We start from the raw sequence: 18,218 nt of genomic DNA on the forward strand, positions 1-18,218 counted from the left end.
CGGGGTCCTCCATCGGGTCACGGATCGGTGAGCGGGCGCGGGGCGGACGGCGCGACGGCCCATCCGGCGAGCGCGACGGCGGCGGTGGCGGCGCCGCTGAGCACGAACCCGGCCGCGACGTCGGCCGAGGCCAGCAGGGGCAGGAAGAGCATTCCGGCGGTCTCCCCGGCGCGGACGGCCGTGACGTCCAGGCTCATCAGCCGGATCCGGTCGGCGTGCGGGAACGCCGACAGCGCGGTCTGGAGGATCACCGACATGAACGGGGTGGTGATCCCGAGCAGGACGCACAGCGCGTCGAGGGCGAGCGGGGTCGGGGCCAGGCCGAGCGAGCCGAGCATCAGCCCGCACGCGACCCACGCGGCGCAGTACGACGCGGGGAACCGGCCGAGCGAGCGCAGGTGGCCCGCGAGCGCGTTGCCGAGCAGCGCGCCCGCGCCGATGCACGCGGACGCGGTCGCGTACGCCGAGGCGCCGGCGTGGAAGCGCGCGGTGACGAGGATCGGCAGCGCGATCGTGACGGTCGTCAGCAGCGTCGCGACGCCGTGGACCGCGATGGCGCAGGTCAGCTCGGGCCGTCCGCGCAGCGCGGGGAGCCGGGTCCGCGCGGCGGGTCGCATGGTTTCGGCGGGCGCCGTGGCGCGGCCGAGGGTCGCGAGGGCCGCCGCCGACACGACGAACGTGGCGGCGTCGATCGCGTAGAGGGTCTGGGCGGGGACGACGACGAGGAGCACGGCCGCCGCGCCCGGCGCCGCGAACCGCGCGACGCGTGCGCCCGCGTCCAGCAGCGCGACCACCTGGCGGATCTCGCTCGGGGCGACGAAGCCGGGCAGCAGCGCCTTCAGGTTGGGCTCGAAGACCGCGCCGAGCGTCCCGAGCAGCACCGCGACGGCGAACAGGACGGCGACGCTCGGTTCCCGGACCGTCCACCACACCGGCAGCGCCACGGCGACCAGCGCGCGGACCGCGTCCACGGCGGCGAGCGCGCGCAGCGAGGCCAGGCGCGGGAGCACGCGGCGCCCGGCCGTCCCGACCAGGACGTACGGCAGCCCGCCCGCGACGGCGGCGAGGCCGAGCAGCGCCGCCGAGCGCGACGCGTCCCAGACGAGCCACGCGACGGCCAGCATGTAGAGCCGGTCGCCGATGACCGAGAACGTCTGGGCCGTCCACAGCGCGCACGGCCGTGGACGCCGGAGCAATGCGAGGTACCCCACCACGGCCCCGCGCGCTCAGCCGGATCGGTGCGGGACCGCTAATGCCCTGGTCATGGTCTGGTTTCCTTCCGGCGACATCGCGACCCCGAACCACGCGAAGTGACAAAGAGATCACTCAGTGTAGTCATGAGAACGCCGCCCGTGCCAGGCCCGCGACGCGAGTGTCACCCCGCGCGGGAGTCCCTCACGTCCTTGAGGTTGTCGTGGACGGGGTGCGCCCGGCCGAGCGGCCCGACCGCCATCGCCCGGACGAGCGTCTCGGTGCTCGCGGCCACGAACGCGCGGGCCGCGTCGGTGACGCCGTGGCCGCAGGCCGCGCCGCGCAGCCCGCAGACCCAGCGCATCGTGCCGGTCGCGACGACGCCCGCGCCGCTCGGGACGGTGTAGTACGACGCGTGGGAGACGTCCGGCCGGTTCCCGCAGGTCATCGGGGACCGCGCGACGATCTCGATGGGCCGGGGCGTCGGGCCCAGGGGGTTCAGCGCGTCCGCCTCGGGGCCGACCAGGCCGGGGAAGCGCGTGCCCGCGCGGACGCCCGTGCCCCGGAACATCCAGAAGTCGGGGCGCAGCACGGTGAACGCGCCCTCGGCCGGGAAGCAGACGTACTGGATGCCGATGAGGTCGCTCTCGGGGCGCGGATGGGGCGGCAGGCGCCAGTCCTGCGTGGATTCCTTCGGGTTCGTCCGGGCGACCGGGTCGGTGGCCGCGTCCTTGTAGCAGATGACCAGCCGGTCGGGGCCGAGCCGCGTCCCGGCGAACCGGATGTGCCGGTTGACGGCGTTCGCCCCGAGGAACGCGATGTTGACGCCGTGGTCGCGGGCCTTCGTGGCGTGGTCGCGCATCGCCGTCGACCAGTACTCGTCGTGGCCGAGGGTGAGCAGGCCGCGCGCCTTGTCCAGCAGCCCGGCGCGGGCGTGCAGGTCGTTGTCGGTCGCGTACGCCAGCGGGACGCCGAGCCGTTCGGCGAGCGCGATGGCCGACTGCTCGTAGGTGAGGAACTTGCCCGCGCCGTTGGCGTCGTAGGGCCGGTCGAAGCTGACCCCGCTCGCGCGGTCGCCGTCGCCGCCGGACGGCCCCTTGTAGAGGCTGTAACCGCCCCACGCGTTGTACGCCTGCCAGGTGGTGGTGGCGTTGAGGACGACGACGCGCCCTTCGGTGTCCTTGGATCTGACGGTCACCGGTACGTAGCGCTGCGCTCCGGACGCGGCGGTCAGCCTGATCAGGTAGGCCCCGGCGGGCCAGTGCGCGGTGTCGACGGTCAGGGACGGCTTCCAGGGGGCGGTGACCGTCCGGGTCCTCGGGTCGATCTTCGGGGTCGGTTGCCGCACGCCTGCCGTTTCTTCGGAATGCCAGACCTCGCGGGCCTTCTTTCCGCCGTACCAGCCCATGCGGAACGCCTGGGCGGAGAAACGGGCCGTCGTGGTGGAGACGAAGAGGCGGAAGTTCTCGCCCGGAAGGACGCTCACCCGGTCGGCGAAACCCTCGATCTCGTGCTCGGCGCCCGTTCTGCGGACGCGCCAGTCGGCCGTTCCCGGACGGTCGTTCTCGGCGACCGTCCCGGTGTCGTCCTTCGGGACGAGCGCCCGTTCAGGGACCTTGCCGGATGTGGCGGAACACGCGCCCGCCAGGAGCACGGCCAGGCTCGCCGCCAGGAGTCGAGCGCGCATGATGGATTCCCCCGATCCCCCGAATCGGGGGAATCATCGCACGGGCGGGCGGCGCTTCCCTTCCTTGGGCGGGCCGCTTCCGGAAAAGGAGAACGGCCGCTGACCGGCGCATGACCGGCGCGCGAATTCAGGCGGGGAGAAGACTCTCCGGTCGGATAAAGCGTCAGGGCGAGCACGGCCGCCGGCAAGCCGCGCGGCGTCGAAGTCCGGACACCGGGCCGAGCAGCAGAATCAGGACGGCCGGCCCGGCGGCCGTCGCCTCATCCCGGCAAGGTGAGGACGATCTTTCCGGTCGTCCGGCCCGCCGCGCCGAGCGCGTGCGCCGCAGCCGCCTCCGCCAGCGGGAACGTCGCGTCCACCCGGACGGTCAGCGCGCCCTTCTCGATCAGGGACGCCAGCTCCCGCAGCCCGATCGGATCCGGCTCCACCAGCACGAACACGGCCCGCACCCCGGCTTCGCGCGCCGCGTCGGCGGGCCAGCCGGGTCCCGGCGGCAGGAGCGAGACCAGCGTTCCGCCCGGCCGCAGCAGCGCCAGGGACCGCGTCCAGGAGTCGCCGCCGAGCGCGTCCAGCACGACGTCCACCGGGCCGGCCGCCGCGACGTCCTCGGTCGTGTAGTCGATCAGCTCGTCCGCGCCCAGCGAGCGCAGGTACGCGTGCTTGGCGGCGCGGGCCGTTCCGAGCACGTGCGCGCCGCGCGCCTTGGCGATCTGGACCGCCACATGGCCGACGCCGCCGGCCGCCGCGTGGACCAGCACCCGCTGCCCCGGACGGACGTCGGCGGTGTCGACCAGCGCCTGCCACGCCGTCAGACCGACCAGCGGCACGGCCGCCGCGCGGACGTGGTCGAGCGGCGCCGGGCGGGGCGCGAAATGCCGCGCGGGAGCCGTCACGTACTCCGCGTAGGCCCCGGCGGGGTGGGGGAAACGGGGCATGCCGAAGACCTCGTCCCCCGGCCGGAACAGCGTGACGCCGGCGCCGACCTCCTCGACCACCCCGGACACGTCCCAGCCGGGCGTGAACGGCGGGCGCTCCCCCGTCGGGAAGACGCCGCGCTCCCGCGTCTTCCAGTCGGCGGGGTTGACTCCGGCGGCGTGCACCCGCACCAGGATCTCGGTGGGCAGCGGGGCGGGGCGCGGAACGTCCGCGATCCGCAGGACGTCCGGGCCGCCCGGACGGTCCTGGACGACGGCGCGCATCGTCGGCGCAGCAGGCATGAGCTGGTCCTCTCTCGTCGGTGCGGCCCAGCGTGCCCGGCGGGTGCCGTGCCCCGGCAGTGGCCCGCAGGCCAACATGTGCCAAGATCCGGCCATGCACCGCATCGGCGTCCTCGCGCTGGACGGCGTCCTGCCGTTCGAGCTGGCCATCCCCGCCCGGATCTTCGACAGCGCCCGCGACGCCGATGACGCGCCGCTCTACACGGTCACGACGTGCAGCGTCGACGGCGGCCCGGTCCGGACGGCGGCGGACTTCACGCTGGCCGTCGAGCACGACGCGTCCCTGCTCGCCGCGGTCGACACCGTGATCGTCCCGCCGACGGCGGACGCGCCCGGCGCGCCGCGCGACGTCCTCGCCGGGGTGCGGCCCGGCACGCGCGTCGTGGGGCTCTGCACCGGCGCGTTCGTGCTCGCCGCCGCCGGGCTGCTCGACGGCCGTCCGGCCACCACGCACTGGAACGAGGCCGACCGGCTCCAGCGGGCGTTCCCGCAGGTGAAGGTGGACCCGAACGTGCTGTTCGTGGACGACGGCGACGTCCTCACCTCGGCGGGCGTCGCGGCGGGCGTGGACCTCTGCCTGCACCTCGTGCGGCGCGACCACGGCAGCGCGGTCGCCAACCGGGTCGCGCGGCGGTGCGTCGTCCCGCCCTGGCGCGACGGCGGGCAGGCGCAGTTCATCGAGCGTCCCGTCCCCGGAGCGGCCGACGGCGGGACCGCCGCGACCCGCGCCTGGGCGCTGGACCGGCTCGACCGGCCCCTCACGCTCGCCGACCTCGCCGGGCACGCGCGCGTCAGCGTCCGGACGTTCACCCGCCGGTTCCGCGCCGAGACCGGCGTGTCGCCCGGCCAGTGGCTCGTCCGGCAGCGCGTCGAGCGGGCCCGGCACCTGCTGGAGACGACCGACCACTCCGTCGACGCCGTGGCGCACCGCGCCGGATTCGGCACCGGGGCGTCACTGCGGCTGCACTTCCAGGCCGCGGTCGGCGTCCCGCCGCAGCACTACCGGCGGACGTTCCGGGGCACCACCGTGTAGCGCCGCAGTTCCAGCGCCGGGTTCACGTTCCGGACGGCGTCCACTCGCTCCCGCGCGATCTCCCCCACCGCGACCCCGGGCGCCTCGCCCAGGGACGCGACCACGACGCCCATCGGGTCGACGATCATGCTGTTGCCCGCGCCGGCGCGGCCGGACTGGTCGGCGGCGGCCACGTAGATCGTGTTCTCGATGGCGCGGGCGCGCACGAGCGTCCGCCAGTGGTCCTCCTTGAGCGGGCCGGGCACCCACTCGGCGGGCAGCGCGAGGACGTCGGCGCCCGCGTCCACGATCCGCCGCGTCACCTCGGGGAACCGGACGTCGTAGCAGGTCTGGAGGCCGAACGTCAGGTCGTCCACGGTGAACAGCTCGGGGTCGGCGAGCGGGCCGGGGACGAGGAAGTCCGACTCGCGGTAGCCGAACGCGTCGAACAGGTGGGTTTTGCGGTAGCCGGCGGCTATTTCACCGTCCGGGGTGAGGGCCAGCAGCGTGTTGGACGCGCGCTCCGGATCGCCGGTGCGCTCGGCGAACCCCGCGACGACGTGCACGCCGTGCTTGCGCGCGGACGCGGCGAGCGCGGCGACGAACGGGCCGTCCAGCGGCTCGGCGGACGTCACGAACCGCTCGTCCATGCGCGGCGCCGTGAACATCGAGTACTCGGGCAGGATGACGACGCGGGCGCCCTGCGCGGCGGCGGACGCGACGAGGTCCGCCACCCGGTCGCGGTTGGCGTCCTTGTCCATTCCCGGCTCGAACTGCGCGACGGCGATCCGGACCATGCAAGCCTCCCTCGGCGCTCCCGACTCCGGTTTAGCAGACGGGACGGCCGGGCGAATGTCCACCTCCGGCCCGCGCGGGGACCCTTTCGTCCCGACCATGCCCGCATGATCTGCGGCGCGTCGTTGTGTCCATCGACCTTGGTTCATGGGACGGTTATGCTCCGACCTTATAAAAGCCAAGGGCGACCGCCGGAGGCGGGATGAACGTTGACGAAACGGCCCCACTGCGCGTCCTCGTCGTGGACGGCGATCCGCACGCCCGCGCCGAGGTGGTGGCCCTGCTCAAGGGCAGCGCCGAACTGGAGGTCGTGGCGGAGACGTCCGGTGGGGACGAGGCCGCCGAACTGGCCGAACGCGTCCGGCCCGACATCGTCCTGCTCGACGCCGACGCCACCCTCGGCGGCCACACGGCGCCGCTGAGCCGCGCGTCCCGCGTGTTCGTGCTCGCCCCGCAGGGCGACCGCGCGACGGTCGAGACCGCGCTGCGCGCCGGCGCGAGCGGCCACCTCGTCCCCGGGGCGTTCACCGTCGCCGACCTGATCCGCGGCGTGCGCGACGCGTCCCGCACGAGCCTGGGCCTGTCCGCCCGCGAGGCCGAGGTCATGGACCTGATCGCGTCCGGCCGCTCCAACGGCGAGATCGCCCGCCAGCTCTTCCTGAGCGAGAAGACCGTCAAGAACCACGTGAACCGGATCTACTCCAAGCTCGGCGTCGGCTCCCGCGCCACCGCCATCGCCCTGTGGCGCGGCATGATGAGCGTGGTGACGGCCCCCGACCGGCCCGTTTAAACGATTCGCGCAGTCCCCGGCCCGCTGCTAGTCTTCTTCCTGTCGCCAGCACGCAGGCCGAGCGACAAGCGCCGTTAGCTCAATTGGCAGAGCAGCGGACTCTTAATCCGCGGGTTCGGGGTTCAAGTCCCTGACGGCGCACCGCACCCAAGGGCGAACGCACCAGCGTTCGCCCTTCTCCGTCTCCACACTTGCCCCACCTGAGCGCCGGTTTCGAGCGCACGGCCTTTTACGGAAAGATGGGCCGCTCGTGGGCTAGGAGGCACATCATGACCGGTTCGCGGGTTCCCGCGGCATGGCTCGTACGCGGTGGGCGGCGCGGGGAGCGCGAGCGGGTCGCGCTCGCCGACGGGCTGGTCATCGTGGGCTGGAACGAACTCGGCGACATGAGCCGGGCCGCCACCAAAGAAGAGCTCCGCGCGCTCATCGCCCAGGCTTATCCGGGCGGCGGAAAGGCGCGCATCGCGAACTGGACGGGCCAGCTCTGGCGTTTCCGCGCGGTCATCGAAGTCGGCGACCACGTCGTCATGCCCGTCAAATCGCGAGGGACGATCGCGATCGGCCGGGTGACCGGACCTTATGAGTACCGCGCCGACGCCCCGGAGGATTCTCGCCATGTGCGGCCTGTTCGGTGGCTGCGCACGGACATTCCCCGGGACGCCGTCAGGCAGGATCTCCTCGACAGCATGGGGTCCCTCCTGACCGTCTGCGGCCTGAACCGGGCCGATGCCGACGCCCGTATCGCGCATCTCGCCGAGCACGGCACCGACCCCGGACCGGCGCAGGACGCCGACGCGGACGCGTACGGATCGGCATCCCGGTCCGAACTCCTGGCGCAGGCCGCCGAACGCGATCCCGCGGATCCGATCCGGATGCCGATCCGGTCGTTCCTCTCGCTCTGGGACGCCGTCCGCCGCACCAACGCCACGGTCGAGCGGATCGAGGCCGACCTGGCCGAGAAGGGCCTGACGACCCGTCCGCCGTTCACCGAGGGTTGGATCGGCAGCACGATCCAGCTCGTGCCGCTCGGCGAGGAGCCCGCCGCCGGCCAGACCGACACCGACGCGCAGCGCGCCGAGGACACCCAGGACGTCGCCGACCTGCCGCCGCTCACGCTGCGCATCGGCGACCTGGAGGCGGCGGGCAAGGGCGTCATGTCCGTCCCTCCCGGACGGTCCCTGCGGAGCGTGGTCACCACGATGGTCGCGCTCGGGTACTCCCAGCTCGCGGTCATCGCCGAGGACGGGACGTTCCACGGCGCGGTGAGCTGGGAGTCCATCGGCCGGGCGCGCATGTCCGACCCCGATCCCTCGCTCGACCAGGCCACCGTCTCGGTCCCGCTCGTCGACCAGGACGAACCGCTCCTCGATCAGATCGAGCAGATCTATACGCGGGGTTTCGTGTTCGTCCGAAGCTCCGACAAGCGGACCGTCAGCGGCATCATCAGCACGGCGGACCTGACCCAGCAATTCGGCGATCTCGCCCGCCCGTTCGTCCTCATCGAAGAGGCCGAACGGCGTCTCCGGCGGCGTGTGGACGAGAAGGTGCCGCTCGCCGAGATCCGCAAGAGCGCGCCGCGCCGCAGCCGCGACAGCGCCCGGTCCGCCGCCGCGCTCACCCTCGGCAATTACCGCTTTCTGCTGGACACCGACGAGAACTGGGCGCGCCTCGACTGGGACGTGGACCGGGGCTTGTTCTTCGACCTGCTCAAGTCCGTCAACGCCATCCGCAACGAGACGATGCACTTCAGTCCCGACCCGCTGACGCCCGAGCAGCTCGCTCAGCTCAACGGTTTCCTGGCGCTTCTGCGCGCGCTCGATCCGACGGCCTGAACGGGCGTCGGGGGGTTAGGTGGTCGAGGAGGGTTGTCAGTTGGTCGGCGGCCGTGACCACTGCGGTGATGCCGGTGGCGGTCAGGGTGATGTGGGTCAGGAAGCCGAGGTTCGGCATCTGCTTGATCAGGTAGGCGTGCAGGTCGGCGTCGCGCGCCAGCCGCTGCGCCGTCCGCCGGGCCGTCAGCGACGTCCGGACGCAGCGGGTGGCCGACGCGCCGAGCGGCGCGCCGACGGCGAGGCCGTCGCCGTACAGGGAAGCGCAGCGGAAGCGAGCGAATTTCGCGTTCATGTGGGGTGCCGCGCGCTAGGCGGGGCGTGACGGCGTCGGCGCGGATGCGCGGCAGGGCGACGACCAGCGGCGACGCGTCGAAATCGGTGATCATGGAGACTCCGGGGTCCGGAGGAACGCGGGCCCCACCGCGCCTTCCATGCTCGCCGAGCGGAACGCCCCGGACTAGGCGTTTTTCCCGGATGGGCATATTCGGCCACCGTTTCCGGCGATTTTTTTCCACCTCCGGCGATTCCCGGCTCTTTCGGCGGCCCCGGAATGGCGCGGGCGGGCGGCAGGATGACGGTTTCGGGGACAGGTGTTCTGGTGGGCGGATACGGTCCGTGCATGGACACGCGTCCCATCGTCACCCCGCCGCGCGGTGCGGCGCGCGCGGTGCGGCACGGCGGGCGCGACGGCGCGCCCCCGGTCCTGCGCGTGTGGATGCGCGGGGACGCGACCGTCGCCGGGCGGCAGCCGGTCCGCCGCTTCGCCGCCGACATCGCCCGCGTCGCCGAGGAGGAGACGCTCGACCTCGCGGGATGGGAGTTCGCGTCCACCGCGACGGGGCTGGAGGCGCGGACGACCGTCCGGTGGGACGATCCGCGGGCCGGGCACGTTCATGCCGCCGTCATGCTGCGGCAGGGCGGCGAGGACGCCGGACGGACGTGCGAGTGGGCGGTGGCCGCCGACTGCGAGCACGGGTGGTGGTACGACGTCACCTCGCCGTGCCGGATGCTCGGCATCCACGGCGCGGACTTTCGGGATCCGTCCGGCGTGCTGTGCCTGGACGAGGCGGAGCTGTGGTCCCCCGAGCACGACGACGAGCCGGACGAGATCGAGGAGCCGCTCAGGATCATCGCCGACCCGGCGCGGACGGTCGGCCTGTTCGTCGTCAGCATCGGCACCGAGTCGCCGAAGTCGGCGTCCTACGGCCTGTTCCCGGGCGTCGTCGCGATGGCGCTGATCACCGAGGAGGGCCGCGACGCGCTCAACCGGCGGCTCCCCCGGCAGCCGATCCCGGCGTGCGGCGCCCGGTACTTCCCCGCGCCGTGCGATCCGTCGATGACCGAGCAGCGGCTCGGCACCAGCCACGCGAGCCGGTCGGCGACCTACCAGCGGCTGGTGGACGAGGCGCTGTCGGCGCGGGCCGCGACGCCTCCGGCGGGGCTGGCGGCGGCGACCGTCGCGCTGCTCCCCCGTCCGCCCGGCGACGACCGGACCGACGGCGACCTGGCTCGGCTGCGCGAGCGCGTCCGGCGGCTGGAGGACGAGCTGGCCCGCGCCCGGGAGCGGCACACCGCGACGCGGCAGGCGCTGCAGCGGGCCGAGTGCCGCCGCGAGGCCGCCGCGAAACGCGCCGACCGGCTCGCCGCCGAGCTGGACGAGACCCGCGCCCGCCTGGACGATCCCGCGCTGGAACGGCAGCTCCACGACGCGCTGACCGACCGCGACGTCTACGCGCAGGCGCTGGAGATCGCCGAGGAGGAGCGCGACGTGGCCGTCCGCGAGCGGGGGCTGCTGGCGATCCGGCTGGCCCGCGCCGAGTCCGTCGCGCGGCCGAGCGTCCGGCCCGCCCGGTCGCGCGCGACGACGGACGAGGTCCCCGCCGACTTCGGCGCGCTGCTGACGGCGGCGGCCACCCGGTTCCCGCTGCTGCTCCTGGACGACCTGGACCCGGCGGGCACCACCGCGCTCGACGCCTACCCGAAGGCCCAGGTCTGGCGGCGACGGACGTGGGACGCGCTCGCCACCCTGGACGCCTACGCGCGGGCCCGCCGGGAGGCGCACGCGGCGGACCGGCGCGAGCCCGTCCCGCATCTGGCGGACGTCCACGCGTTCATCCGCGCGGGCCGTCCCGGCGCGCTGATCAGCGCGAACATCGTGGCGCTCGGCGAGTCGGAGAACGTGAACGCCGACCCCCGGTACCGGAACGCCCGGATGTTCCCGGTCCGTCCGGAGACGCACCCGACCGGCCGCGCCTTCTTTGCCGCGCACATCAAGATCGACGGCCCGCGTCCCCCGGCGCCCCGGCTGCACTTCTACGACGACACGTGCGGACCGACCGGCCGCGTGTACATCGGGCACATCGGCCCCCACCTGCCCACGTCCCGGACCAACTGAGGTTTGGAACCAAATCGGTAGGAATAGTTGCCTAACCGTGCCGACGCGTGGTCTCATACGGTCATGCGCGTTCGGCTGATCCTCGTCCGGCGGCGGCACGTCGATCTCCGGCGTGTCACCGCGGCGGGCTGTCACGCCTGACCCGCCCCCGCACGTCCTCCCCACCCCCCGGCCCGGCGCGGCGCCCGACGGCGACCGCGGGCCGGCGCCTGTCCTAGGAGCCCTCGCACCATGCTCAGAAAGACCCTCGCCGCCGCCGTGGCCCCGCTGCTCGCGCTCGGCCTCGCCGGCTGCGACCGCGCGGGCGGCGGCACCGGCACCCTGAAGATCGGTTACTTCCAGGGCGCGGTCGCCGGGCCGGACGCCGTCGTCGCCGGCAACCCCGACCTGGCGAAGAAGGTCCCGGCGAAGATCGAGCTGCGGCCGATCGACAGCGGCGTCGCCGGGCTCGCCCAGCTCCGCGCCGGGGCGTTCCCGGCCGTCTCGGCGGTCGGCAACCCCCCGATCGTCGGCGCGTTCACCAGCGGCACCGACATCCAGGTCGTGTTCGTGGAGAGCCTGGACGAGTCCGGCCTCGCCGTGAACGCCAAGGTCAAGACGCCCGCCGACCTCAGGAAGGTGGGCGTCCTCGTCGGCTCCACGCTCGACTTCCAGCTCCGCGGCTGGCTCAAGTCGCAGAACCTCGCCGGGAAGGTGCAGGTCGCGAGCTTCGCCAGCGAGGCCGCCGAGGCCGCCGCCTGGAAGGCCGGGAAGATCGACGCCGTCTACATCAGCCAGGCGTTCCTGCTCGACCTGAAGAAGCACGGCGCGAACGTGCTCGTCTCCGCCGCCGACATCGCGAAGCTCGGGTACGCGGCCGTCAACTCGCTCGCCGTGACCAGCGCGTACGCGCGCAAGAACCCCGACGTCGTGCAGCAGCTCGTCTGCCAGGTGTCCCAAGCGCAGGAGGTCGTCAAGGGCCCGCAGGCCGACAAGTACATCACCGCCGCGACCAAGTACCTCGGCGTGAAGCCCGCCGACGCGATCCCGGCGACGAAGGGCTACCCCTACGTCCCGAAGGCCGAGGAGACCGCGTGGCTCCAGGGGCCGGACGGGACGTCCGCCACCGGAAGGCTCGCGCAGAACTTCAAGCTCACGGCCGAGTTCCTGGTGACGCAGGGACGCGCGAAGGCCGTCCCGTCCGACGCGGAGATCGCCGCGCACATCGACCCGCGCTTCTGGGCCAAGGCGCAGCGGGGCGGCTGCAAGTGAGCACGTTGACCGTCGCGCGTCCCACCGGGGTGCGGCTGCGCGACGTCCGCAAGACCTTCCACCGGCGGCGCCGCGCCGGCCGTCCCGCGCTGGACGGCGTCAGCCTCGACGTGGCGCCCGGCGAGTTCCTGTGCCTGCTCGGGCCGTCGGGCTGCGGGAAGTCCACGCTGCTCAACATTCTCGCCGGGTTCGTCCCGGCCGACTCCGGCGAGGTCGTCGTCGGGGACCGTCCGGTGACCGGGCCTGGCCACGACCGGGGCGTGCTGTTCCAGACGCCGATGCTGTTCCCGTGGCTGACGACCTGGCAGAACGTCCTGTACGGGCCGAAGGCGCGCGGCGCGCTCACCCCCGAGGTCCGCGCCGAGGCCGAAGCGCTGCTGGCGACGGTCGGGCTCGCCGACGCCCGCGACGCCTACCCGCACGAGCTGTCGGGCGGGATGCGGCACCGCGCCGCGTTCGCCCGCGTGCTGATCAACCGGCCGGGCGTGCTGCTCATGGACGAGCCGTTCGGCGCGCTCGACGCGATCACCCGCGCCGCGATGCAGCGGTTCCTGCTCGACCTGTGGCAGCAGCGCCGGACGACGATCGTGTTCGTCACGCACGACGTCGAGGAGGCCGCGCTGCTCGGCGACCGGGTGTGCGTGCTGTCGGCGCCGCCCGGCGGGACCAAGGACGTCCTCACCGTCGACCTGCCGCGCCCGCGCAGCTACGACGACACCGAGACGCTCGCGTTCGTGCAGGCCAAGCGGCGGATCCGGGAGGTGCTGGAGGGATGAGGGACGTCCGCAGGATCGGCACCGGGGCGGCGGCCCTCGGCCTCGCCCTCGCCGTGTGGGAGCTGGCCGCGCTCGCGATCGGCGACAGCGTGACGCTGCCGACCGTCACCGAGACCGTCCACACCCTGGCGAAGTATTTGACGCACACGTATCCCGAGGTGCAGGGCAAGACGCTGGTCGAGGACGCGCTGATCAGCACCGGCCGCATCGTCGCCGGGTTCGTCCTCGGGACGGCGGCGGGCCTGGTGCTCGGCGCGGCGATGGCCGGGATCCGGATCGTCCGGGAGCTGGCCGACCCGCTGATCGGCGTCCTGCGCCCGCTGCCGCCGATCGCGTTCATCCCGCTGCTCGTCGTGTGGTTCGGGATCGGCGAGACGTCCAAGATCGCGCTGATCTTCTTCGGGGTGCTGCCGATCGTCACGATCGCGACGCTCGGCGCCCTCGACGCGGTGCCCGACGGGCTGCTGCACGCCAGCCGCAGCCTCGGCGCGTCCCCGCTGCGCACGATGGTCCACGTCCGGCTGCGCGCGGCCGTGCCCGGCGTCATCACCGGCATGCGCATCGCGATGGGCGGCGCGTGGACCAGCATCATCGCCGCCGAGATGATCGCCGCGACCGGCGGCGTCGGCTTCCTCATCCTCCAGGCCGGCAACTACCTCCAGACCCCGCTGATCTTCGCCGGGATCGCGTGGATCGCCGTGCTCGGCCTCCTCTTCGACGGGCTGCTGCGCCTGCTGCTGCGGTTCGCCGACCCCACCGTCCGCCGTTAGGAAGGGCTCACGACCATGACCGAGATCCGCCGCATCGGCGGGCGCATCGGCGCCGAGATCACCGGCGCCGACCCCAACGCCGTGCCGTACGACGAGCTGAACGGGCTGCTGCTGGAGCACAAGGCGCTCGTGTTCCGGGACGCGGGCCTGGACGAGGACGGGCAGATCCGCTTCGCGTCCCGGTTCGGCGACCTGACGCGGGCGCACCCGACGCTGCCGCCCGTCGACGACCGTCCCGACATCCTCCCGGTGGACGCCGAGGAGGGCATCCGCTCCAACCACTGGCACACCGACGTCACGTTCATCCGGACGCCCCCGGCGGTGAGCACGCTGCGCGCCCTCGTCGTCCCGCCCTACGGCGGCAACACACTGATCGCCAACGCCGCCGCCGCGTACCGGGACCTGCCCGAGCCGCTGCGGGAGTTCGCCGATCGGTTGTGGGCCGTCCACAGCAACGCCCACGACTACATCCTTCCGCGCGGCGACGGGGACGCGGCCGATTCGTACCGGCGCACGTTCACCGCCAAGCGCTACAAGACCGCGCATCCGGTGGTGCGCGTCCACCCGGAGACGGGTGAGCGCGGACTGTTCATCGGCGGGTTCGCCGAGCGGATCGTGGACCTGTCCTCCAGCGAGTCGCGCGACATCCTGCGCATTCTGCAGAGCTACGTGACGCGTCCGGAGAACCTGCTGCGCGTCGTCTGGAACCCCGGCGACGTCGTCGTGTTCGACAACCGCATCACCCAGCACTACGCGCCGGACGACTACGGCGACCTGCCGCGCGTCCTGCACCGCGTCACCGTCGCGGGCGACGTGCCCGCCGGGGTGACCGGCGAGCGCAGCCGCATCGTCGAGGGCGACGCCGCCGCCCACTACACGCCGGCCGCCTGATCCGAGCCCGGCCGCCGCGTCCCCTCCTCCCTCGGGTCCTCCTCCGGGGACGCGGCGGTCGCCTTCCCTGTGGAGAGCCGCGCATGACCGTCACGCACGAGAACCCCGTCCTGCCCGACGACCTGCTCGCCGCGTTCGCGGGCCGCGCCGACCGCTACGACCGCGAGAACGCCTTCTTCCACGAGGACTTCGCGGACCTGCGCGCCGCCGGGTACCTCACCGTCGCGCTGCCGCCCGCGTTCGGCGGCGCCGGCCTCGGCCTGCCGGAGGTCGCCGCCGCACAGCGCCGTCTCGCCTACCACGCGCCCGCGACCGCCCTCGCCACCAACATGCACCTCTACTGGACGGGCGTCGCCGCCGACCTGCACCGCGCGGGCGACGACTCGCTGGACTGGCTGCTGCGCGAGGCCGCCGCCGGCGAGGTGTTCGCCGCCGGGCACGGCGAGCCCGGCAACGACCGCGACCTGGAGTACGCCCGGACGGTCGCCGTCCCGCAGGCCGACGGCGGCTACCGGATCACCGGGCACAAGACGTTCACGTCGCTGTCGCCGGTCTGGACGCGGCTCGGCGTGCACGCCCTGGACGACTCCGACCCCGAGCACCCGAAGATCGTCCACGCGTTCGTGGACCGGGACGCGGCCGGGATCCGGATCGAGGACACCTGGGACACCGTGGGCCAGCGCGCCACGCGCAGCGACGACACCCACCTCGCCGACGTCCCGGTGCCCGCCGGACGCGTCGCGCGCGTGCTCGCCGCCGGGCCGACCGGCGACCCGTTCGTCGCGTCGATCTTCGCGTGGGCGGAGGTGCTGTTCGCGAGCGTCTACTACGGGCTCGCGCGGCGCGCCCTGGACCTCGCGGTCGCGTCGGCGAAGCGGCGGCCGTCGGTGAAGCTCGGCCGTCCGGTCGCGCACGACCCGTACGTGCAGTGGTCGGTCGCGGAGGCGACGGTCGAGCTGGAGGGCGTCCTCGCGCACGTCGAGCGCGTCGCCGACGACTGGGCGGCGGGCGTCGACCACGGCGACGACTGGCCGGTGAAGCTCGTCGCCGTCAAGTACCACGCCACCGAGTCCGCCAAGCGCGTCGTGGACCACGCCGTCAAGGCCGCCGGCGCGGGCGCCCTGCGCACCGGCGAGCTGTCGCGCCTGTACCGCGACGTCCTCGCCGGGACGTTCCATCCGGCGAACTCCGCGACCGTCCACGAACTGGTCGGCAAATCCGTCCTCGGCCTGCTCGCGGCCGGGGAGCAATGACCCGGGGGTCCTGGCCGTCTCAGGGGGCGGCCAGGGCCTCCAGGGCCGGCAGCGCGGCGGCCAGCGCCGCCCGCTGCTCGGGCGGCAGCGCCGCGATGCGCGTCGCGTAGAAGGCCGTCCGGTCGGCGCGCAGGCGGTCCAGCCAGGCGCGGCCCTCGTCGGTGATCGTCAGCAGGCAGGCGCGGCGGTCGGCGGGGTCGGCCGTGCGCGCCAGCAGGCTCATGTCCTCCAGCGTCGCCACCACGCGGCTCTGCGTGGGAGCGCGGACGCCCTCGTGGTCGGCCAGGTCCACCAGCCGGACCGGCCCGATCGCCTCGACGGCCGCGAGCGTGGACACCTGGCCCACCGTCAGCGCCTGCGGGGTGTGACGGCGGGCGCGGCGGTGCAGCCGGCCGAGCGCGTTGCGCAGCCGGTCGGACAGTTCGAGGTCGGCGGGCGCCACGTCCGGCGCCGTGCCGGGCGTGCGGCCGTCCGTCGCGACTGCGTTCAACGGGACTCCTTGGAACGTGGGGGCACCCGCGTGCACCGGGGGAACGGGCGGCGTGGTCAACGCCTTCCACGAAAATAACGTGCGAACGCCCGCAAACACTCCCAGGCGCCGCGTCACCCTTCGCCGACGGCCACCTTCCCGCGCGGCTCGGGCTCCTTCTCCTCGTGGACGTACCGTCCACCGCGCAGCACCGACGCCACGCCCGCGAGGAGCGTGATCCCGATCGCCAGCCCGAACACGATCACGAGGCCGTGGTGGAACGGGTCGGAGATCAGGTGCGGGAAGTAGGTGTGGCCGGTGAGGGCGGAACGGTCCGCCGGGCTGAGCGTCGCGAGCGTCCCGGTCGGCGCGAGCAGGCTCTCGACCGGGTTGTAGCCGAGGAACGCGGCGAACAGCGTCCCGACGGGCGGCAGGTTCCCGATCTCGGTGGCCACGCCGGACGGTACCCCGTGCGCGGTCAGGCCGGACGTCAGCGTGCGCGGCAGCGTGTCGGCCAGCCCGGCGATCATCAGCGAGAAGAACACGCCGATGGACAGGACCATCCCGGCGTTGGTGAACGTCGCGGCCATGCCGGACGCCACGCCGCGCTGGTTCGCCGGGACGGAGTTCATGATCGCCGCGGAGTTGGGGGCCGCGAACAGGCCCGTCCCGGCGCCGTTCAGGAAGATCAGCCCGGCGAACGCCCAGTAGGAGAAGTCGGTCGGGATGATCAGCAGGCCGAGCAGGGACAGCGCCGCGACGACCAGGCCGCCGGTGGAGAAGACCCGTGCGCCGTAGCGGTCCGACAGCGTCCCCGACAGCGGCCCGGCGACGAGGAACCCGACCGTCAGCGGCAGCAGGTAGATGCCCGCCCACAGCGGCGTGTCCTCGTAGGCGTAGCCGCGCAGCGGGAGCCAGATGCCCTGGAGCCAGATGATCAGCATGAACTGCATGCCGCCGCGCGAGATCGCGGTGAGCAGCCCGGCGGAGTTCCCGGCCGCGAACGCGCGGATGCGGAACAGGTCGAGGTGGAACATCGGGCTCTCGACGCGCGTCTCGATGACGCAGAACGCGACGAGGACGGCGACGCCGCCGATGATCCCGGCGAGGACCCAGGGGTTCGTCCAGCCCATGTCGTGCCCGGCGTAGGGCTGGATGCCGTAGGTGATCGCGGCGAGCAGCGCGGTGAGGCCGACGGCGAACGTGACGTTCCCGAGCCAGTCGATCTTCGCGCCGGGGTTGCGGCGGCCGGTGTCGCGCAGGGAGAAGTACGCCCAGACCGTCCCGGCGATCCCGATCGGCGCGGAGACGAAGAAGACGAGCCGCCAGTCGATCTCGCTGAGCAGGCCGCCCGCGACGAGCCCGACGAAGCTGCCCGCGATGCCCGCGACCTGGTTGACGCCCATCGCCATGCCCCGGCGGTGGGCGGGGAACGCGTCGGTGAGGATCGCGGCGGAGTTGGCCATCAGCATCGCGCCGCCGATGCCCTGGAACACGCGCCAGCCGATCAGCCAGAGCGCTCCCGCGCCGCCCTGGAACGGGTCGAACGCGAGGACGAGCGTCCCGACGGTGAACACCGCGAACCCCGCGTTGTACATGCGCACGCGGCCGAACAGGTCGCCGAGACGGCCGAGCGTCACGACGAGGACGGCCGAGACGAGCATGTAGCCCATCAGGATCCACAGCAGGTAGCTGACGTTGCCCGGCTTGAGCGGGTCGAGGTGGATCCCGCGGAAGATGGCGGGCAGGGAGATGATCACGATCGAGGAGTTGACGGTCGCGAGGAGCATGCCGAGCGTCGTGTTGCTCAGCGCGACCCAGTGGTAGTGCTTCGAGGGCACAGGGGCATCCTTCGGGAGGATTTACTTGCTTGTACTAAGCAAACTATA

At 73.3% G+C, this 18,218-nt stretch carries 17 protein-coding genes and 1 tRNA gene; 11 read left to right on the forward strand and 7 right to left on the reverse strand.

Annotated features, from left to right (window positions below):
* Positions 1-17: 17 nt before the first annotated feature.
* The 3 genes from GQ466_RS18370 to GQ466_RS18380 all read right to left on the reverse strand — a co-directional run bounded on the left by GQ466_RS18370 (position 18) and on the right by GQ466_RS18380 (position 4,095).
* On the reverse strand, positions 18-1,196 hold the full coding sequence (locus tag GQ466_RS18370; protein ID WP_161104189.1) for an MFS transporter: 1,179 nt from the start codon (positions 1,194-1,196) through the stop codon (positions 18-20).
* Between the two features lie 179 nt (positions 1,197-1,375).
* On the reverse strand, positions 1,376-2,878 hold the full coding sequence (locus tag GQ466_RS18375; protein ID WP_161104190.1) for a N,N-dimethylformamidase beta subunit family domain-containing protein: 1,503 nt from the start codon (positions 2,876-2,878) through the stop codon (positions 1,376-1,378).
* Positions 2,879-3,138: 260 nt separating this feature from the next.
* Complete coding sequence (locus GQ466_RS18380; protein ID WP_161104191.1) at positions 3,139-4,095, reverse strand: NADP-dependent oxidoreductase; 957 nt, start codon at positions 4,093-4,095, stop codon at positions 3,139-3,141.
* A 94-nt stretch (positions 4,096-4,189) separates the two neighbouring features.
* Here GQ466_RS18380 and GQ466_RS18385 point away from each other — a divergent pair, with 94 nt between their 5' ends.
* Positions 4,190-5,128, forward strand: a complete 939-nt coding sequence (locus tag GQ466_RS18385) for a GlxA family transcriptional regulator (protein ID WP_161104192.1) — start codon at positions 4,190-4,192, stop codon at positions 5,126-5,128.
* Here GQ466_RS18385 and GQ466_RS18390 read toward each other — a convergent pair.
* The gene (locus GQ466_RS18390; RefSeq protein ID WP_161104193.1) at positions 5,095-5,904 is read right to left on the reverse strand and encodes a carbon-nitrogen hydrolase family protein; all 810 of its coding nucleotides are present in this window, start codon (positions 5,902-5,904) and stop codon (positions 5,095-5,097) included. The two genes, GQ466_RS18385 and GQ466_RS18390, sit on opposite strands and share 34 nt — an antisense overlap.
* A 200-nt stretch (positions 5,905-6,104) precedes the next feature.
* Here GQ466_RS18390 and GQ466_RS18395 point away from each other — a divergent pair, with 200 nt between their 5' ends.
* The 3 genes from GQ466_RS18395 (at position 6,105) to GQ466_RS18405 (ending at position 8,524) form a co-directional block, all read left to right on the forward strand.
* Positions 6,105-6,692, forward strand: a complete 588-nt coding sequence (locus GQ466_RS18395) for a response regulator transcription factor (protein WP_161104194.1) — start codon at positions 6,105-6,107, stop codon at positions 6,690-6,692.
* Between the two features lie 68 nt (positions 6,693-6,760).
* Positions 6,761-6,833 (forward strand) — tRNA-Lys (locus GQ466_RS18400).
* A gap of 128 nt (positions 6,834-6,961) precedes the next feature.
* Entirely contained in the window at positions 6,962-8,524 is a 1,563-nt protein-coding gene (locus tag GQ466_RS18405; RefSeq protein WP_161104195.1) for a hypothetical protein, read from the forward strand.
* On the opposite strand, the gene GQ466_RS18410 is transcribed toward GQ466_RS18405, so the two are convergent.
* Positions 8,478-8,816 (reverse strand): hypothetical protein, encoded by a 339-nt coding sequence (locus GQ466_RS18410; protein WP_161104196.1) that lies wholly within the window; start codon positions 8,814-8,816, stop codon positions 8,478-8,480. The genes GQ466_RS18405 and GQ466_RS18410 overlap by 47 nt on opposite strands.
* A 327-nt stretch (positions 8,817-9,143) precedes the next feature.
* Between GQ466_RS18410 and GQ466_RS18415 the strand changes: the two genes are divergently transcribed.
* The 7 genes from GQ466_RS18415 (at position 9,144) to GQ466_RS18440 (ending at position 15,860) form a co-directional block, all read left to right on the forward strand.
* A complete protein-coding gene (locus GQ466_RS18415; protein ID WP_161104197.1) occupies positions 9,144-10,919 on the forward strand; it encodes a hypothetical protein in 1,776 nt (591 codons plus the stop codon).
* A 63-nt stretch (positions 10,920-10,982) separates the two neighbouring features.
* Entirely contained in the window at positions 10,983-11,060 is a 78-nt protein-coding gene (locus tag GQ466_RS33170) for a putative leader peptide (protein ID WP_378186486.1), read from the forward strand.
* A 90-nt stretch (positions 11,061-11,150) separates the two neighbouring features.
* Positions 11,151-12,170, forward strand: a complete 1,020-nt coding sequence (locus GQ466_RS18420) for an ABC transporter substrate-binding protein (protein WP_161104198.1) — start codon at positions 11,151-11,153, stop codon at positions 12,168-12,170.
* The gene (locus GQ466_RS18425; RefSeq protein WP_337193532.1) at positions 12,167-12,946 is read left to right on the forward strand and encodes an ABC transporter ATP-binding protein; all 780 of its coding nucleotides are present in this window, start codon (positions 12,167-12,169) and stop codon (positions 12,944-12,946) included. The genes GQ466_RS18420 and GQ466_RS18425 overlap by 4 nt, the downstream gene beginning before the upstream one ends.
* Positions 12,943-13,716 (forward strand): ABC transporter permease, encoded by a 774-nt coding sequence (locus tag GQ466_RS18430; protein WP_161104199.1) that lies wholly within the window; start codon positions 12,943-12,945, stop codon positions 13,714-13,716. The genes GQ466_RS18425 and GQ466_RS18430 overlap by 4 nt, the downstream gene beginning before the upstream one ends.
* Positions 13,717-13,731: 15 nt before the next feature.
* A complete protein-coding gene (locus tag GQ466_RS18435) occupies positions 13,732-14,607 on the forward strand; it encodes a TauD/TfdA dioxygenase family protein (protein ID WP_161104200.1) in 876 nt (291 codons plus the stop codon).
* An 83-nt stretch (positions 14,608-14,690) separates the two neighbouring features.
* The gene (locus GQ466_RS18440) at positions 14,691-15,860 is read left to right on the forward strand and encodes an acyl-CoA dehydrogenase family protein (RefSeq protein ID WP_161104201.1); all 1,170 of its coding nucleotides are present in this window, start codon (positions 14,691-14,693) and stop codon (positions 15,858-15,860) included.
* 19 nt (positions 15,861-15,879) lie between these two features.
* Here GQ466_RS18440 and GQ466_RS18445 read toward each other — a convergent pair whose 3' ends face one another.
* Positions 15,880-16,350, reverse strand: a complete 471-nt coding sequence (locus tag GQ466_RS18445) for a MarR family winged helix-turn-helix transcriptional regulator (RefSeq protein ID WP_202420722.1) — start codon at positions 16,348-16,350, stop codon at positions 15,880-15,882.
* A gap of 113 nt (positions 16,351-16,463) precedes the next feature.
* Positions 16,464-18,170: an MFS transporter gene (locus tag GQ466_RS18450; protein ID WP_337193533.1), complete on the reverse strand. Its 1,707-nt coding sequence runs from the start codon at positions 18,168-18,170 to the stop codon at positions 16,464-16,466.
* Positions 18,171-18,218 lie beyond the last annotated feature (48 nt).

It is taken from the genome of Actinomadura rayongensis, from assembly GCF_009831215.1.
GTDB classification, from domain to species: domain Bacteria; phylum Actinomycetota; class Actinomycetes; order Streptosporangiales; family Streptosporangiaceae; genus Spirillospora; species Spirillospora rayongensis.

Bases quoted from the DNA above. Each gene is read 5' to 3' on its own strand.
- GQ466_RS18405 (WP_161104195.1), top strand. From the start codon at position 6,962: ATGACCGGTTCGCGGGTTCCCGCGGCATGGCTCGTACGCGGTGGGCGG.
- GQ466_RS18410 (WP_161104196.1), bottom strand. From the start codon at position 8,816: ATGAACGCGAAATTCGCTCGCTTCCGCTGCGCTTCCCTGTACGGCGAC.
- GQ466_RS18440 (WP_161104201.1), top strand. From the start codon at position 14,691: ATGACCGTCACGCACGAGAACCCCGTCCTGCCCGACGACCTGCTCGCC.
- GQ466_RS18430 (WP_161104199.1), top strand. From the start codon at position 12,943: ATGAGGGACGTCCGCAGGATCGGCACCGGGGCGGCGGCCCTCGGCCTC.
- GQ466_RS18390 (WP_161104193.1), bottom strand. From the start codon at position 5,904: ATGGTCCGGATCGCCGTCGCGCAGTTCGAGCCGGGAATGGACAAGGAC.
- GQ466_RS18420 (WP_161104198.1), top strand. From the start codon at position 11,151: ATGCTCAGAAAGACCCTCGCCGCCGCCGTGGCCCCGCTGCTCGCGCTC.
- GQ466_RS18385 (WP_161104192.1), top strand. From the start codon at position 4,190: ATGCACCGCATCGGCGTCCTCGCGCTGGACGGCGTCCTGCCGTTCGAG.
- GQ466_RS18375 (WP_161104190.1), bottom strand. From the start codon at position 2,878: ATGCGCGCTCGACTCCTGGCGGCGAGCCTGGCCGTGCTCCTGGCGGGC.
- GQ466_RS33170 (WP_378186486.1), top strand. From the start codon at position 10,983: ATGCGCGTTCGGCTGATCCTCGTCCGGCGGCGGCACGTCGATCTCCGG.
- GQ466_RS18435 (WP_161104200.1), top strand. From the start codon at position 13,732: ATGACCGAGATCCGCCGCATCGGCGGGCGCATCGGCGCCGAGATCACC.
- GQ466_RS18380 (WP_161104191.1), bottom strand. From the start codon at position 4,095: ATGCCTGCTGCGCCGACGATGCGCGCCGTCGTCCAGGACCGTCCGGGC.
- GQ466_RS18395 (WP_161104194.1), top strand. From the start codon at position 6,105: ATGAACGTTGACGAAACGGCCCCACTGCGCGTCCTCGTCGTGGACGGC.
- GQ466_RS18415 (WP_161104197.1), top strand. From the start codon at position 9,144: ATGGACACGCGTCCCATCGTCACCCCGCCGCGCGGTGCGGCGCGCGCG.